General features: G+C 70.8%; 13 protein-coding genes. 11 read left to right on the top strand and 2 right to left on the bottom strand.

Annotation, left to right across the window (positions count from 1 at the left end):
• Positions 1 to 51 precede the first annotated feature (51 nt).
• The 9 genes from ftsW to ABTZ91_RS17605 all read left to right on the top strand — a co-directional run bounded on the left by ftsW (position 52) and on the right by ABTZ91_RS17605 (position 8,531).
• Positions 52 to 1,392: a putative lipid II flippase FtsW gene (ftsW, locus tag ABTZ91_RS17565; protein WP_352078050.1), complete on the top strand. Its 1,341-nt coding sequence runs from the start codon at positions 52 to 54 to the stop codon at positions 1,390 to 1,392.
• 6 nt (positions 1,393 to 1,398) lie between these two features.
• On the top strand, positions 1,399 to 2,493 hold the full coding sequence (gene murG / locus ABTZ91_RS17570) for an undecaprenyldiphospho-muramoylpentapeptide beta-N-acetylglucosaminyltransferase (protein WP_352078051.1): 1,095 nt from the start codon (positions 1,399 to 1,401) through the stop codon (positions 2,491 to 2,493).
• 29 nt (positions 2,494 to 2,522) lie between these two features.
• Positions 2,523 to 3,320, top strand: coding sequence for an FtsQ-type POTRA domain-containing protein (locus tag ABTZ91_RS17575; RefSeq protein ID WP_352078052.1), 798 nt, complete (start codon positions 2,523 to 2,525; stop codon positions 3,318 to 3,320).
• 280 nt (positions 3,321 to 3,600) lie between these two features.
• Positions 3,601 to 4,818, top strand: a complete 1,218-nt coding sequence (gene ftsZ, locus ABTZ91_RS17580) for a cell division protein FtsZ (RefSeq protein WP_352078053.1) — start codon at positions 3,601 to 3,603, stop codon at positions 4,816 to 4,818.
• Entirely contained in the window at positions 4,815 to 5,543 is a 729-nt protein-coding gene (gene pgeF, locus ABTZ91_RS17585; RefSeq protein ID WP_352078054.1) for a peptidoglycan editing factor PgeF, read from the top strand. The genes ftsZ and pgeF overlap by 4 nt, the downstream gene beginning before the upstream one ends.
• Positions 5,544 to 5,551: 8 nt before the next feature.
• Positions 5,552 to 6,271 (top strand): YggS family pyridoxal phosphate-dependent enzyme, encoded by a 720-nt coding sequence (locus ABTZ91_RS17590; RefSeq protein WP_352078055.1) that lies wholly within the window; start codon positions 5,552 to 5,554, stop codon positions 6,269 to 6,271.
• Positions 6,272 to 6,408: 137 nt separating this feature from the next.
• Complete coding sequence (locus ABTZ91_RS17595; protein ID WP_352078056.1) at positions 6,409 to 7,032, top strand: cell division protein SepF; 624 nt, start codon at positions 6,409 to 6,411, stop codon at positions 7,030 to 7,032.
• An 82-nt stretch (positions 7,033 to 7,114) separates the two neighbouring features.
• The gene (locus tag ABTZ91_RS17600; protein ID WP_345489237.1) at positions 7,115 to 7,405 is read left to right on the top strand and encodes a YggT family protein; all 291 of its coding nucleotides are present in this window, start codon (positions 7,115 to 7,117) and stop codon (positions 7,403 to 7,405) included.
• Positions 7,406 to 7,472: 67 nt separating this feature from the next.
• A complete protein-coding gene (locus ABTZ91_RS17605; RefSeq protein WP_352078057.1) occupies positions 7,473 to 8,531 on the top strand; it encodes a DivIVA domain-containing protein in 1,059 nt (352 codons plus the stop codon).
• Positions 8,532 to 8,796: 265 nt separating this feature from the next.
• Here ABTZ91_RS17605 and ileS read toward each other — a convergent pair whose 3' ends face one another.
• Together ileS and ABTZ91_RS17615 are read right to left on the bottom strand one after the other, a co-directional pair.
• Positions 8,797 to 11,937 carry an isoleucine--tRNA ligase gene (ileS, locus tag ABTZ91_RS17610; protein ID WP_352078058.1) on the bottom strand — a complete coding sequence of 1,047 codons (3,141 nt, stop codon included), beginning with the start codon at positions 11,935 to 11,937 and terminating at the stop codon, positions 8,797 to 8,799.
• A gap of 516 nt (positions 11,938 to 12,453) precedes the next feature.
• Entirely contained in the window at positions 12,454 to 12,795 is a 342-nt protein-coding gene (locus ABTZ91_RS17615; protein WP_352078059.1) for a hypothetical protein, read from the bottom strand.
• Here ABTZ91_RS17615 and ABTZ91_RS17620 point away from each other — a divergent pair.
• Together ABTZ91_RS17620 and lspA are read left to right on the top strand one after the other, a co-directional pair.
• Positions 12,776 to 13,432, top strand: a complete 657-nt coding sequence (locus tag ABTZ91_RS17620) for a TraR/DksA C4-type zinc finger protein (RefSeq protein WP_352078060.1) — start codon at positions 12,776 to 12,778, stop codon at positions 13,430 to 13,432. The genes ABTZ91_RS17615 and ABTZ91_RS17620 overlap by 20 nt on opposite strands.
• Positions 13,433 to 13,494: 62 nt before the next feature.
• Complete coding sequence (gene lspA / locus ABTZ91_RS17625) at positions 13,495 to 14,061, top strand: signal peptidase II (RefSeq protein WP_352078061.1); 567 nt, start codon at positions 13,495 to 13,497, stop codon at positions 14,059 to 14,061.
• Positions 14,062 to 14,095: the final 34 nt, after the last annotated feature.

Below are 14,095 nucleotides of genomic sequence, written 5' to 3' on the forward strand. Positions count from 1 at the left end.
AGCGAGGAGGTCCGGCCGCGGCGCCGGGCACGACTGGAGGGGACAGCGACCATGCCGAGCAGAACCGCCGGGACGCGAGAGGCCTCCGCCCAACGGGGCGGGGGCCGCGCCCCCGCGGCGCCGAGGAAGGCGCGCGCGGGCGGGCCGCGGGGGCTCTACGAGCGGGCCAGAAGGGCCTGGGACCGGCCGCTCACCGCGTACTACGTGATCGTCGGCGCCGGACTGCTCATCACCGCGCTCGGCCTGGTGATGGTCTACTCCGCCTCGATGATCACGGCGCTCCGCTACGACCTGGTGCCCTCGTACTTCTTCCGCAAGCAGTTCTTCGCGGCCCTGCTCGGCGCGGGGCTGCTCCTGGTGGCCTCGCGGATGCCGGTGAAGCTGCACCGGGCGCTGGCCTACCCGATCCTGGTCGGGGCGATCTTCCTGATGGTGCTCGTCCAGATCCCCGGGATAGGGGTCGCGGTCGGCGGCAACCAGAACTGGATCTCGCTGGGCGGACCGTTCATGCTCCAGCCCAGCGAGTTCGGCAAGCTGGCGCTGATCCTGTGGGGAGCCGATCTGCTCGCCCGCAAACAGGACATGAAGCTCCTGACCCAGTGGAAGCACATGCTGGTGCCGCTGGTGCCCGGCGCGTTCCTGCTGCTCGGCCTGATCATGCTCGGCGGTGACATGGGCACGGCGATCATCCTCACGGCGATCCTCTTCGGACTGCTGTGGACCGCCGGCGCCCCCACCCGGCTCTTCGTCGGCGTGCTCGGCGTCGCCGGCCTCATCGGCATGCTGCTGATCAGGACGAGCCCGCACCGCCTGAAGCGCTTCGCCTGCATCGGCGCCAGCGACCCCGGCGGCGCCGGGGACCCCTGCTGGCAGGCCGCGCACGGCATCTATGCTCTGGCGTCCGGCGGATGGTTCGGTTCCGGACTGGGGGCGAGTGTGGAAAAATGGGGTCAACTCCCCGAAGCGCACACCGACTTCATCTTCGCCGTCACCGGCGAGGAACTGGGTCTGGCGGGGACGCTGTCGGTGCTGGCCCTGTTCGCGGCTCTAGGCTATGCGGGTATCCGCGTGGCCGGACGCACGGAGGACCCCTTCGTCAGGTTTGCCGCGGGAGGCGTGACCACCTGGATCACGGCCCAGGCCGTGATCAACATCGGTGCGGTGCTCGGCTTGCTGCCGATCGCCGGAGTCCCGCTCCCGCTGTTCTCCTACGGAGGATCGGCCCTGCTGCCGACCATGTTCGCCGTCGGGCTCCTGATCGCCTTCGCGCGACAGGAACCCGCCGCGAAAGCGGCCCTGGCCCTGCGCCGCCCCGGATGGGGCAAGCGGGCCGGGGGGAGATGGAAGTCGATGCGACGGCGCGTCAAGAAGCGTCCGTCCGGAGAGCGGTGAATTTCGGTGCATGTCGTCCTCGCCGGCGGAGGTACCGCCGGCCACATCGAGCCCGCGCTCGCACTCGCGGACGCCCTGCGCAGGCAGGACCCGACCGTGGGGATCACGGCGCTGGGCACGGAGCGCGGCCTGGAGACCCGGCTGGTGCCCGAACGGGGCTACGAGCTGGCGCTCATCCCCGCCGTACCGCTGCCCCGCAAGCCCACCCCCGAACTGATCACCGTCCCCGGGCGGCTGCGCGGCACCATCAAGGCCGCCGAGCAGGTCCTGGAGCGCACCAAGGCGGACTGCGTGGTCGGCTTCGGCGGCTATGTGGCGCTGCCCGGCTACCTCGCCGCCAAGCGCCTCGGCGTGCCCATCGTGGTCCACGAGGCCAACGCCCGGCCCGGCCTGGCCAACAAGATCGGCTCACGCTACGCGGCCGGGGTCGCCGTCGCCACCCCGGACTCCAAGCTGCGCAACGCCCGTTACATCGGCATCCCGCTGCGGCACACCATCGCCACCCTCGACCGCGCCCGCGTGCGCCCCGAGGCGCGGGCCGCCTTCGGCCTCGACCCGAACCTGCCCACCCTGCTGGTCTCCGGCGGCTCCCAGGGCGCACGCCGGCTCAACGAGGTCATCCAGCAGATCGCCCCGGTGCTCCAGCGCTCCGGCATCCAGATCCTGCACGCGGTCGGTCCGAAGAACGAACTGCCGCGTGTCGACAACATGCCCGGAATGCCGCCGTACGTACCGGTACCGTACGTGGACCGGATGGACCTCGCGTACGCCGCCGCCGACATGATGCTCTGCCGCGCGGGCGCGATGACCGTCGCGGAGCTGTCCGCCGTCGGGCTCCCGGCCGCCTACGTCCCGCTGCCCATCGGCAACGGCGAACAGCGGCTCAACGCCCAGCCGGTGGTGAAGGCGGGCGGCGGGCTCCTCGTCGACGACGCGGAACTGTCGCCGCAGTGGGTGCAGACCAACGTGCTCCCCGTGCTGGCCGACCCGCACCGGCTGTACGAGATGTCCCGCGCCGCCGCCGAGTTCGGCCGCCGGGACGCCGACGACCTGCTCGTCGGCATGGTGTACGAGGCGATCGCCGCCCGCCGTCAGGCGTAGCGCGGCGGCGACAGGCAGGAGAGGCCACTGTGGCAGCCGGACCGGCGACCGAGCAGAAGAGCGCGAGCGGCAGGTCCGGCGGGCCCGGCCGCCGGCCGCCCCGGCCGGGCACCCGGACGTTCCGGATGCCCGGCCCGCGCGTGCTCCTGACCGGCTTCGCCGTCCTCGCCCTGGTGGCCGGCGGCGTCTGGGCGCTCTACGGCTCCAGCTGGTTCCGGGTCGAGAAGGTGAGCACCTCCGGTACGAAGGTGCTCACCCGGGCCGAGGTCGAGCGGATCGCGGCCGTACCGCTCGGCGCGCCGCTCGTCTCCGTCGACACCGACGCCATCGAGGCCCGGCTGCGCGAGGAACTGCCGCGGATCGCCACCGTGGACGTCGTCCGGTCGTGGCCGCACGGAATCGGTCTGAAAGTGACGGAACGACAGCCCGTTCTTCTCCTTGAAAAGGGCGGAAAGTTCATCGAAGTGGACTCCGGCGGTGTGCGGTTCGCCACCGTGCCCACCGCCCCGCCCGGCGTCCCGCGCCTCGTCCTCGACGCCGACGCCTCGCCCAGCCTGCGCCGCTTCGGCACCGAGCGGCTGTTGCGGGCGGCGGTAGGCGTGACGGGCGAACTCCCGGAGAAAATCGCCCAGGACGTCCGTGTCGTCCGGATCACGTCCTTCGACTCCATCACTCTGGAGCTCGACAACGGCCGCACCGTCTTCTGGGGCAGCGGCGAGGACGGGCCCGTGAAGGCGCGCGTTCTCACCGCTCTCATGAAAGCGACTCCCAAAGCGGGGCACTTCGATGTAAGTGCCCCCACCGCGCCCGCCTCGTCACGAAGTTGACGCCCATCACCGCTGGCCAGCACCCTGGTTGGCCAGCGCTACGGGTGATCACATAGGGTGAAAAGAAAAACGGGAGGTTCGGCGTGTTCGTTGAACGTGCGCCACTTGTCGACTTAGTGTCCTGTTCGGAAGAGTCCAGCGAACAGAGACACTGGTAACCCTAAACTTCAACGTTAGGGTTTGGGTCGGCGTTTCGGACCGTCCCAATCGGCATCCGTCGTCGCGGCGCGCTTACCACCGCGAAGCGGCGACACGTAACTCGAGGCGAGAGGCCTTCGACGTGGCAGCACCGCAGAACTACCTCGCAGTCATCAAGGTCATCGGTGTCGGCGGCGGTGGTGTCAATGCCATCAACCGAATGATCGAGGTCGGTCTCAAGGGCGTCGAGTTCATCGCCATCAACACCGACGCCCAGGCGCTGTTGATGAGCGACGCCGACGTCAAGCTCGACGTCGGCCGTGAACTCACCCGCGGCCTCGGGGCCGGGGCCAACCCGGCAGTCGGTCGCAAGGCGGCAGAGGACCACCGTGAGGAGATCGAGGAGGTCCTCAAGGGGGCCGACATGGTCTTCGTCACCGCCGGCGAAGGTGGCGGCACCGGCACCGGCGGCGCGCCCGTCGTCGCCAACATCGCGCGCTCGCTCGGCGCCCTCACGATCGGTGTGGTCACCCGCCCGTTCACCTTCGAGGGCCGCCGGCGCGCCAACCAGGCGGAGGACGGCATCGCCGAGCTCCGCGAAGAGGTCGACACCCTCATCGTCATCCCCAACGACCGGCTGCTGTCCATCTCGGACCGCCAGGTCTCGGTCCTGGACGCCTTCAAGTCCGCCGACCAGGTCCTGCTCTCCGGTGTCCAGGGCATCACCGACCTCATCACCACCCCCGGTCTGATCAACCTCGACTTCGCCGACGTCAAGTCGGTCATGTCCGAGGCCGGTTCGGCCCTCATGGGCATCGGCTCCGCCCGCGGCGACGACCGCGCCGTGGCGGCGGCCGAGATGGCGATCTCCTCGCCGCTCCTGGAGGCGTCCATCGACGGCGCCCGCGGGGTGCTGCTCTCCATCTCCGGCGGCAGCGACCTCGGCCTCTTCGAGATCAACGAGGCCGCCCAGCTGGTCAGCGAGGCGGCCCACCCCGAGGCGAACATCATCTTCGGCGCCGTCATCGACGACGCCCTCGGCGACGAGGTCCGGGTCACCGTCATCGCCGCCGGCTTCGACGGCGGCCAGCCGCCGGCCCGCCGCGACAACATCATCGGCTCGGTCTCCGCCAAGCGCGACGAGCCCGCCCCGGCCCCCCGCGCCACCGAGACCTCCCGCCCGCTGGGCGGCCTCGGCACCGTCGCCCCCCGCGAGGAGCCCCCGGCGGCGCCCGCCGAACCGGCGCCGGCCGTCAGCGAGAACCCGCTGCCGCCCGTCGCCCCGCCGGTGGTGCCGCCGGCCCGCCCGTACCCGGACACCCAGGCCGAAGAGCTGGATGTCCCGGACTTCTTGAAGTGATAGGGCAGCGACACGACACGAGCGGCGCGCACTTCGCCTTCACCGACCGGTGGGGCGGGGTGAGCGCCGTTCCGTACGAGGAGCTCAACCTCGGCGGCGCCGTCGGCGACGACCCGGAGGCCGTACGGGCGAACCGGGCCCGGGCGGCGGCCGGACTCGGGCTCGACCCGGCGGCCGTGGTCTGGATGAACCAGGTGCACGGCGCGGACGTCGCCGTGGTCGACGGCCCGTGGACCACTTCTGACGTCCCGTCCGTCGACGCCGTCGTCACCGCCCGCCGGGGTCTCGCGCTCGCGGTCCTCACCGCCGACTGCGTCCCGGTCCTGCTCGCGGACCCCGTCGCCGGGGTCGCCGCCGCCGCCCACGCCGGGCGGCCGGGGATGGTGGCCGGCGTGGTGCCCGCCGCCGTGAAGGCGATGACCGAGCTCGGCGCCGACCCCTCCCGCATCACCGCCCGCACGGGACCCTCGGTGTGCGGGCGCTGCTACGAGGTGCCGGAGGCGATGCGCGCCGAGGTGGCCGAGGTCGAACCGGCCGCGTACGCCGAGACCTCCTGGGGCACCCCGGCCGTGGACGTCGCCGCCGGAGTGCGCGCCCAGCTCGAACGGCTCGGCGTCCGGGACGTCGAGGACGCCGGGGTCTGCACCCTGGAGTCCCGCGACCACTACTCGTACCGCCGCGATCGCACCACGGGGCGACTCGCGGGATATGTCTGGTTGGACTGAGAAGAGACATGACGGACCGCAAGTCGGAACTCGCAGAGAACCTCGCCCGGGTGGAGGAGCGCATCGCCGCCGCGTGCGCCGCCGCCGGGCGCGCGCGGGAGGAGGTGACCCTCATCGTGGTCACCAAGACCTACCCCGCGAGCGATGTGCGACTGCTGCACGAACTCGGCGTCCGCCACGTGGCGGAGAACCGGGACCAGGACGCGGCCCCCAAGGCCGCCGCCTGTGCGGATCTCGATCTGACCTGGCACTTCGTCGGTCAGTTGCAGACCAACAAGGTCCGATCCGTAGTGGGTTATGCCGATGTGGTGCAGTCCGTCGACCGTTTGAAGCTCGTTTCCTCTCTTTCCGCGGCCGCGGAGAAGGCGGAGCGGGAGCTCGGCTGTCTGATCCAGGTCGCCCTCGACGCCGAGTCCGGCGAGCGCGGCGACCGGGGCGGGGTCGCGCCGGACGGGATCGAGGAGTTGGCGGCCGCCGTGGAGGCCGCTCCCGGACTGCGGCTCGACGGCCTCATGACCGTCGCGCCGCTCGCCGGTCCCTACGCGGGCCGGCAACGTGCCGCCTTCGAGCGGCTGATGGATTTGTCGACTGTCCTGCGCGCGACCCGCCCGGCTGCGAACATGGTGTCAGCAGGGATGAGCGCGGACCTCGAGGAGGCCGTGGCGGCCGGGGCGACACACGTGCGCATCGGTACGGCGGTACTCGGCGTCCGCCCGAAGCTCGGGTAACGTCGCGAAGCAAGTCGGACCACAGCAGAAAATATGGTCATTCCGCCGAGGGGCGGACGGACCCGTGGATCGCGGGCACTTGGTGACACTGCGACATTCGGTAAGGGCGATCCACCACAGAGCGGAGGATGCAGAGAATGGCCGGCGCGATGCGCAAGATGGCGGTCTACCTCGGCCTCGTGGAGGACGATGGCTACGACGGCCGTGGATTCGATCCCGACGACGACTTCGAACCCGAGCTGGAACCGGAGCCCGAGCGCGACCGGCGCCACCAGCAGCCCCCTCGGCAGATCGAGCGCGAGGAGCCGGTACGGGTGGTCCAGCCGCCCGCGCCGCGCGAACCCGTCGCCCAGTCTGTGCCCGTACACGCGGAAAGCGGGCGTCCTGCCCGAATTGCCCCCGTGGCATCCATCACACCCGAACGCCCGAGCCTGGAGAAGAACGCGCCGGTGATCATGCCCAAGGTCGTGTCCGAGCGGGAGCCGTACCGCATCACCACGCTGCACCCGCGGACCTACAACGAGGCCCGTACCATCGGGGAACACTTCCGCGAGGGCACCCCCGTGATCATGAATCTCACGGAGATGGACGACACCGACGCGAAGCGACTTGTCGACTTTGCCGCCGGACTCGTCTTCGGACTCCATGGCAGCATTGAGCGCGTGACGCAGAAGGTGTTCCTGTTGTCGCCTGCTAACGTCGATGTCACGGCGGAGGACAAGGCCCGGATCGCAGAGGGCGGATTCTTCAACCAGAGCTGAGAACACGAGATCGAGAACGGCCCGGCCGCGAGGGCGGCCGGACAAGTGAGAGCACGAGAGCCAGGGGAGAGGGAAGCGCGGGATGGGTGTCGCACTGCAGGTGATCTACATCGCGCTGATGTGCTTCCTGGTCCTGCTGATCTTCCGGCTGGTCATGGACTACGTCTTCCAGTTCGCCCGTTCATGGCAACCCGGTAAGGCGATGGTGGTCGTTCTGGAGGCCACCTACACTGTCACCGATCCACCGCTCAAGCTTCTGCGGCGGCTCATCCCGCCGCTGCGTCTCGGGGGCGTGGCACTCGACCTGTCCTTCTTCGTTCTGATGATCATCGTCTACATCCTGATCTCCATCGTGAGCAGCTTCGCGAGGTGATGGCGGAGGTGGATGTGGACGATACGGTCTTGCCGACTGCCGACGACTACGTAGAGGTGAAGAAGAGATGCCGCTGACCCCCGAGGACGTGCGGAACAAGCAGTTCACGACCGTCCGCCTTCGAGAAGGCTATGACGAGGACGAGGTCGATGCCTTCCTCGATGAGGTCGAAGCCGAACTGACTCGTCTGCTCCGCGAGAACGAGGACCTGCGCGCCAAGCTGGCCGCGGCGACGCGTGCCGCCGCGCAGAACCAGCAGCAGCAGGGCATGCGCAAGCCGCCGGAGCCGCAGGATCGTCCCGTCGGTCCCGGCGCCCCCGTGCCCGCCGCCATATCCGGACCGCCGGTCCAGCAGCAGCCCCCGCAGATGGGTCCGCCGCAGCTGCCGTCCGGTGCCCCGCAGCTTCCCGCGGGCCCCATGCAGGGCGGGCCCATGGGCCCCGGCCCGATGCAGGGCGGCCCGATGGGTCCCGGCCCGATGCAGGGCGGCCCCATGGGTCACCCGCAGCAGCAGCCGATGCAGCAGATGCAGCCGGCCCAGGGCCCCGGCGGCGACAGCGCCGCGCGCGTGCTCTCGCTGGCGCAGCAGACCGCCGACCAGGCGATCGCGGAGGCCCGTTCCGAGGCCAACAAGATCGTCGGCGAGGCGCGTTCGCGCGCCGAGGGCCTGGAGCGGGACGCCCGCGCCAAGGCCGACGCCCTGGAGCGGGACGCCCAGGAGAAGCACCGCGTCGCGATGGGCTCCCTCGAGTCCGCGCGGGCGACCCTCGAGCGCAAGGTCGAGGACCTGCGGGGCTTCGAGCGTGAGTACCGGACCCGTCTGAAGTCGTACCTGGAGTCGCAGCTGCGTCAGCTGGAGACCCAGGCCGACGACTCGCTGGCCCCGCCGCGCACCCCGGCGACCGCCTCCCTGCCGCCGTCGCCCTCGATGGCCTCGGCCGGCGCGAGCGCGCCGTCGTTCGGCGGCAACGGCACGATGGGCGGCGCCCCGTCGTACGGCGGCCAGCAGCAGATGTCCCCGGCGATGACCCAGCCGATGGCTCCGGTCCGCCCGCAGGCACCGCAGCCGATGCAGCAGGCGCCGGCGCCGATGCGCGGCTTCCTGATCGACGAGGACGACAACTGAGGGCGGCGGACCAGCGCGTGCTATGCGCGTAGCCGTCGTCGGCAGTCAAAAGGGCCGGGCCCTGGGGTGACCCCAGGGCCCGGCCCTTTTGCGTCCGGGCCGCGCCGCCCCGGACGCCGGGGCCCACCCGGCGCGGACGGTGCGCGCGGACGTGCGCGCGGACGTACACGCGGGCGGTATACGGGGACGGTATACGGGGACGGTTGCGCGGACACGGCGAAGGGCCCGGCACCACCGATGCGGTGCCGGGCCCCTCGCCGTCGGGCTACGCCTTGCGGAGGCGGAAGGTGAGGGACAGGCCCTCGTCCTCGAAGGGGGTGCCGTAGGAGTCGTCGGCCGGGCCCTCCGCGTAATCCGTGGCCAGGACCTCGTCGGCGATGAGTGAGGCGTGGGCCGTGAGGGCCTCCGTCGTCTCCGCCGAGGAAGAGGTCCAGCGCAGGGCGATGCGGTCCGCGACGTCGAGACCGCTGTTCTTGCGGGCCTCCTGGATCAGGCGGATCGCGTCACGGGCCAGGCCCGCCTTGCGGAGCTCCGGGGTGATCTCCAGGTCGAGGGCGACCGTCGCGCCGGAGTCCGAGGCGACCGACCAGCCCTCGCGCGGGGTCTCCGTGATGATGACCTCCTCGGGCGTGAGGGTGATCGTCTCGCCGTTGACCTCCAGCGTCGCCTCGCCGGAACGCAGCGCCAGGGACAGCGCCGCCGCGTCGGCCGCCGCGACCGCCTTCGCCACGTCCTGGACGCCCTTGCCGAAGCGCTTGCCCAGCACCCGGAAGTTGGCCTTCGCGGTCGTGTCGACCAGGCTGCCGCCCACCTCGGACAGGGAGGCGAGCGAGGAGACGTTCAACTCCTCCGTGATCTGCGCCTGGAGCTCCTCGGAGAGGTCGGCGAAGCCCGCCGCCGCCACCAGCGCCCGGGAGAGCGGCTGGCGGGTCTTCACGCCGGACTCGGCGCGCGTGGCGCGGCCCAGCTCGACCAGGCGCCGGACCAGCAGCATCTGCTCGGACAGCACCGGGTCGACCAGGGACCCGTCCGACTCCGGCCACGAGGACAGGTGGACGGACTCGGGGGCACCGGGGGTCACGGGGACCACCAGGTCCTGCCACACCCGCTCGGTGATGAACGGGGTGAGCGGGGCCATCAGGCGGGTGACCGTCTCGACGACGTCGTGCAGGGTGCGCAGCGCGGAGGCGTCGCCCTGCCAGAAGCGGCGGCGCGAACGGCGGACGTACCAGTTGGAGAGGTCGTCGACGAACGCGGACAGCAGCTTGCCGGCGCGCTGGGTGTCGTACGACTCCATCGCCTCGGTGACCCCGGCGACCAGCGTGTGCAGCTCGGACAGCAGCCACTTGTCGAGGACCGGGCGGTCGGCCGGCGCCGGGTCGGCGGCGGACGGCGCCCAGCCGGAGGTGCGGGCGTACAGCGCCTGGAAGGCGACCGTGTTCCAGTACGTCAGGAGGGTCTTGCGGACCACCTCCTGGATCGTGCCGTGGCCCACCCGGCGCGCCGCCCACGGCGAGCCGCCGGCCGCCATGAACCAGCGCACCGCGTCGGCGCCGTGCTGGTCCATCAGCGGGATCGGCTGGAGGATGTTGCCCAGGTGCTTGGACATCTTGCGGCCGTCCTCGGCGAGGATGTGGCCCAGGCAGACCACGTTCTCGTACGAGGACTTGTCGAAGACGAGCGTGCCGACCGCCATCAGCGTGTAGAACCAGCCACGGGTCTGGTCGATGGCCTCGGAGATGAACTGCGCCGGGTAGCGGCTCTCGAACAGCTCCTTGTTCTGGTACGGGTAGCCGTACTGCGCGAACGGCATGGAGCCCGAGTCGTACCAGGCGTCGATGACCTCGGGGACGCGCACGGCCTGGAGCGAGCAGCCCTCCGCGGGGCAGCCGAAGGTCACGTCGTCGATGTACGGCCGGTGCGGGTCGAGCTCCGACTGGTCCGTGCCGGTCAGCTCGGTCAGCTCGGCGCGCGAGCCGACGCACGTGAGGTGGCCCTCCTCGCAGCGCCAGATCGGCAGCGGGGTGCCCCAGTAGCGGTTGCGGGAGAGCGCCCAGTCGATGTTGTTGTTCAGCCAGTCGCCGAAGCGGCCGTGCTTGACCGAGTCCGGGAACCAGTTCGTCTTCTCGTTCTCCTGGAGAAGGCGGTCCTTCACGGCGGTCGTACGGATGTACCAGGACGGCTGCGCGTAGTACAGCAGCGCCGTGTGGCAGCGCCAGCAGTGCGGGTAGCTGTGCTCGTACGCGATGTGCCGGAAGAGCAGCCCGCGCGCCTCCAGGTCGGCGGTGAGCGCCTCGTCGGCCTTCTTGAAGAAGACGCCGCCGACCAGCGGCACGTCCTCCTCGAAGGTGCCGTCGGGGCGGACCGGGTTCACGACCGGGAGGCCGTAGGAGCGGCAGACCTTGAGGTCGTCCTCACCGAAGGCGGGGGACTGGTGGACCAGACCCGTGCCGTCCTCGGTGGTCACGTAGTCGGCGTTCACGACGTAGTGCGCCGGGGCGTCGAAGGGGATCAGCTCGAAGGGGCGCTGGTAGGTCCAGCGCTCCATGTCCTTGCCGGTGAAGGACTCGCCGGTGGTCACCCAGCCCTCGCCGAGCGCCTTGTCGAGCAGCGGCTCGGCGACGACCAGTCGCTCGTCGCCGTCGGTGGCGACCACGTAGGTCACCTCGGGGTGGGCGGCGACCGCCGTGTTGGACACCAGGGTCCACGGGGTGGTCGTCCAGACCAGGAGCGCGGCCTTGCCGGCGAGGGGGCCGGAGGTCAGCGGGAAGCGGACGTAGACGGAGGGGTCGACGACCGTCTCGTAGCCCTGCGCGAGCTCGTGGTCCGACAGGCCGGTGCCGCAGCGCGGGCACCAGGGGGCGACGCGGTGGTCCTGGACCAGGAGGCCCTTGTCGAAGATCTGCTTGAGCGACCACCAGACCGACTCGATGTACGAGGGGTCCATGGTCCGGTACGCGTCGTCGAGGTCGACCCAGTAGCCCATCCGGGTCGTCAGCTCGGCGAAGGCGTCGGTGTGGCGGGTCACGGACTCGCGGCACTTGGCGTTGAACTCGGCGATGCCGAACGCCTCGATGTCCTTCTTGCCGGAGAAGCCGAGCTCCTTCTCGACGGCGAGCTCGACCGGCAGGCCGTGGCAGTCCCAGCCGGCCTTGCGGGCGACGTGGTAGCCGCGCATGGTCCGGAAGCGAGGGAAGACGTCCTTGAAGACGCGGGCCTCGATGTGGTGGGCGCCGGGCATGCCGTTGGCGGTGGGCGGGCCCTCGTAGAAGACCCACTCCGGGCGTCCCTCGGACTGCTCCAGGGTCTTGGCGAAGACCTTGTTGTCGTGCCAGAAATCGAGCACGGCGCGCTCGAGCGCGGGCAGGTCTACCTGGGCGGGCACCTGGCGGTACTGCGAAGACATCGATCTTCCTCCGGCGGATGTTCCTCGTTCCGTCGGAGGGACGAGAGCACTGCTCCCGCGGTACCACCCTCCTTGGCCCCGGGCGCGGACGCCCTGAGCCCCCTCATTGGGGTCGCGACGCCGGGTCTAGTCACCGCGGGCGACCGCGGCTTTCTTCCGGCAGCTCCGGGGTGATGCTTCACATCGGGCTCGCCCCCGGGCTCTCACCGTCCCCGGGTCGCTCATGGCTGCGTACGACGCTACTCGTCCCCATCCAAGCCTTTCGCTCCGCCCAGTGTACGGGGCCGGGGCGGGGGAGGCCGACCGTTTTTCCCGTGACCCGAATGGGCACACGGGTCCGGCGGACTTCGGCTGGGGCCAAGTGGGGGAGTGGCGGCGCGGATAACCGGCCGGGGAGCTGGGCACAACCGAGGCAGGCTCGCCCCGCAGGGCGCCGGGGCGGGCGGAATGGGCGGCGTGCCCCGTTGCCGCGGGCCTTGGGCCGATTTATCGTCCCAGCACGATTCGCGAGCAAGATCACAAAATGTGAAGGGGCCGCGACATGGTGGCGAAGAAGACCGCCGCGAAGGAGACGACGGCCACGAAGACGGCGGTCGCGAAGGCACCGGCCGCGAAGAAGTCCGCGCCCGCGAAGAAGGCGGTGGCCAAGAAGGCCACGGCCACGAAGGCGCCCGCGAAGACGGCGCCTCTGAAGAAGGCACCGGAGAAGAAGGCACCGGTGAGGAAGACGACCGTGAGGAAGGCGCCGGCCGAGAATCCGGAGGCGGCGGAGCCGGCCGCGGTGAACTCCGTGCCGACGAAAACCGCAGCGAAGAAGACGACCGCGAAGAAGACGTCCGTGAAGAAGGCGCCCGCCAAGAAGGCGCCCGTGAAGAAGGCGCCCGCCAAGAAGGCGCCCGCGAGGAAGACGGCCGCCCCCAAGGCCGTCGCCCCCAAAGCCGTCAGCGAACCGGCGGGCACGGCGACCCCAGTGAAGAAGACCGCCACGGGCGGGAAGAGCGCGACAGAGAAGACAGGAGCCAGGACGGTGGCAGCGAAGAAGACCGCGGGTGGCGTCACGACGGCCGAGACCGACGTCGCGGTGCCCCCGGCACGCGCCGGTGAGCTCGCCGTACGCCCGGGCGAGGACCCCTGGTCCCCCGAGGAGGTCGCCGAGGCCCGCAGGGAGCTCCAGGCCGAGGTGCTCCGGCTGCGCAGCGAGCTCGCCCACTCCCAGGAGGAGCTGACCGGCCTGATGCGCGACTCCGGCGACGGCGCCGGCGACGACCAGGCCGACACCGGCACCAAGAACATCACGCGCGAGCACGAGCTGGCCCTGGCCGCGAACGCCCGCGAGATGCTGGAGCAGACCGAGCACGCCCTGGAGCGGCTCGACGCGGGCACGTACGGCCTGTGCGAGGTCTGCGGGAAGCCCATCGGCAAGGCCAGGATGCAGGCCTTCCCGCGGGCCACCCTCTGTGTGGAGGACAAGCAGAAGCAGGAGCGCCGGGGCTGACCTCGCCGCACGGCTGTGCCGTACCCTCGGTGCACAGTCAGGACCGAGGTTGAGGGACTCACGTGGCAGAGGCGGAGAGCGTCATCGGTACGCCGGATTCAGCAGGAGCCGACGAGTCGGCCGTTCCCGAGGAGCGGCCGAAGGGCAAGCGGAAGATCGCCGCGCTGTTGGTGGTGGCCGTGATCGCCTATCTGCTCGACCTCGGCAGCAAGATGATCGTGGTGGAGAAGCTGGAGGGGCGCGAGCCGATCAAGGTGATCGGCGACCTGCTGCGCTTCGAGGCGATCCGCAACCCCGGCGCCGCCTTCGGCATGGGCGAGGCCTTCACGATCATCTTCACCTGCATCGCGGCCGTCGTGATCGTGGTGATCATCCGGCTGGCGCGCAAGCTCTACAGCCTGCCCTGGGCCATCGCGCTCGGCCTGCTCCTCGGCGGAGCGCTCGGCAACCTGACCGACCGGATCTTCCGCTCGCCGGGCGTCTTCGAGGGGGCGGTCGTGGACTTCATCGCGCCCGCCCACTTCGCCGTCTTCAACCTCGCCGACTCGGCGATCGTCTGCGGCGGCATCCTGATCGTCATCCTCTCCTTCCGCGGTCTGGACCCCGACGGCAACGTCCACAAGGACTGAGTTGTCCACAGGCCCGGCGGGCGCTCCGGACGGA

This window comes from Streptomyces sp. NPDC126499, assembly GCF_040302485.1.
In the GTDB taxonomy this organism is placed as follows: domain Bacteria; phylum Actinomycetota; class Actinomycetes; order Streptomycetales; family Streptomycetaceae; genus Streptomyces.

Bases quoted from the DNA above. Each gene is read 5' to 3' on its own strand.
- ABTZ91_RS17595 (WP_352078056.1), top strand. From the start codon at position 6,409: ATGGCCGGCGCGATGCGCAAGATGGCGGTCTACCTCGGCCTCGTGGAG.
- ABTZ91_RS17605 (WP_352078057.1), top strand. From the start codon at position 7,473: ATGCCGCTGACCCCCGAGGACGTGCGGAACAAGCAGTTCACGACCGTC.
- ileS (WP_352078058.1), bottom strand. From the start codon at position 11,937: ATGTCTTCGCAGTACCGCCAGGTGCCCGCCCAGGTAGACCTGCCCGCG.
- ABTZ91_RS17600 (WP_345489237.1), top strand. From the start codon at position 7,115: ATGGGTGTCGCACTGCAGGTGATCTACATCGCGCTGATGTGCTTCCTG.
- ftsW (WP_352078050.1), top strand. From the start codon at position 52: ATGCCGAGCAGAACCGCCGGGACGCGAGAGGCCTCCGCCCAACGGGGC.
- ABTZ91_RS17590 (WP_352078055.1), top strand. From the start codon at position 5,552: ATGACGGACCGCAAGTCGGAACTCGCAGAGAACCTCGCCCGGGTGGAG.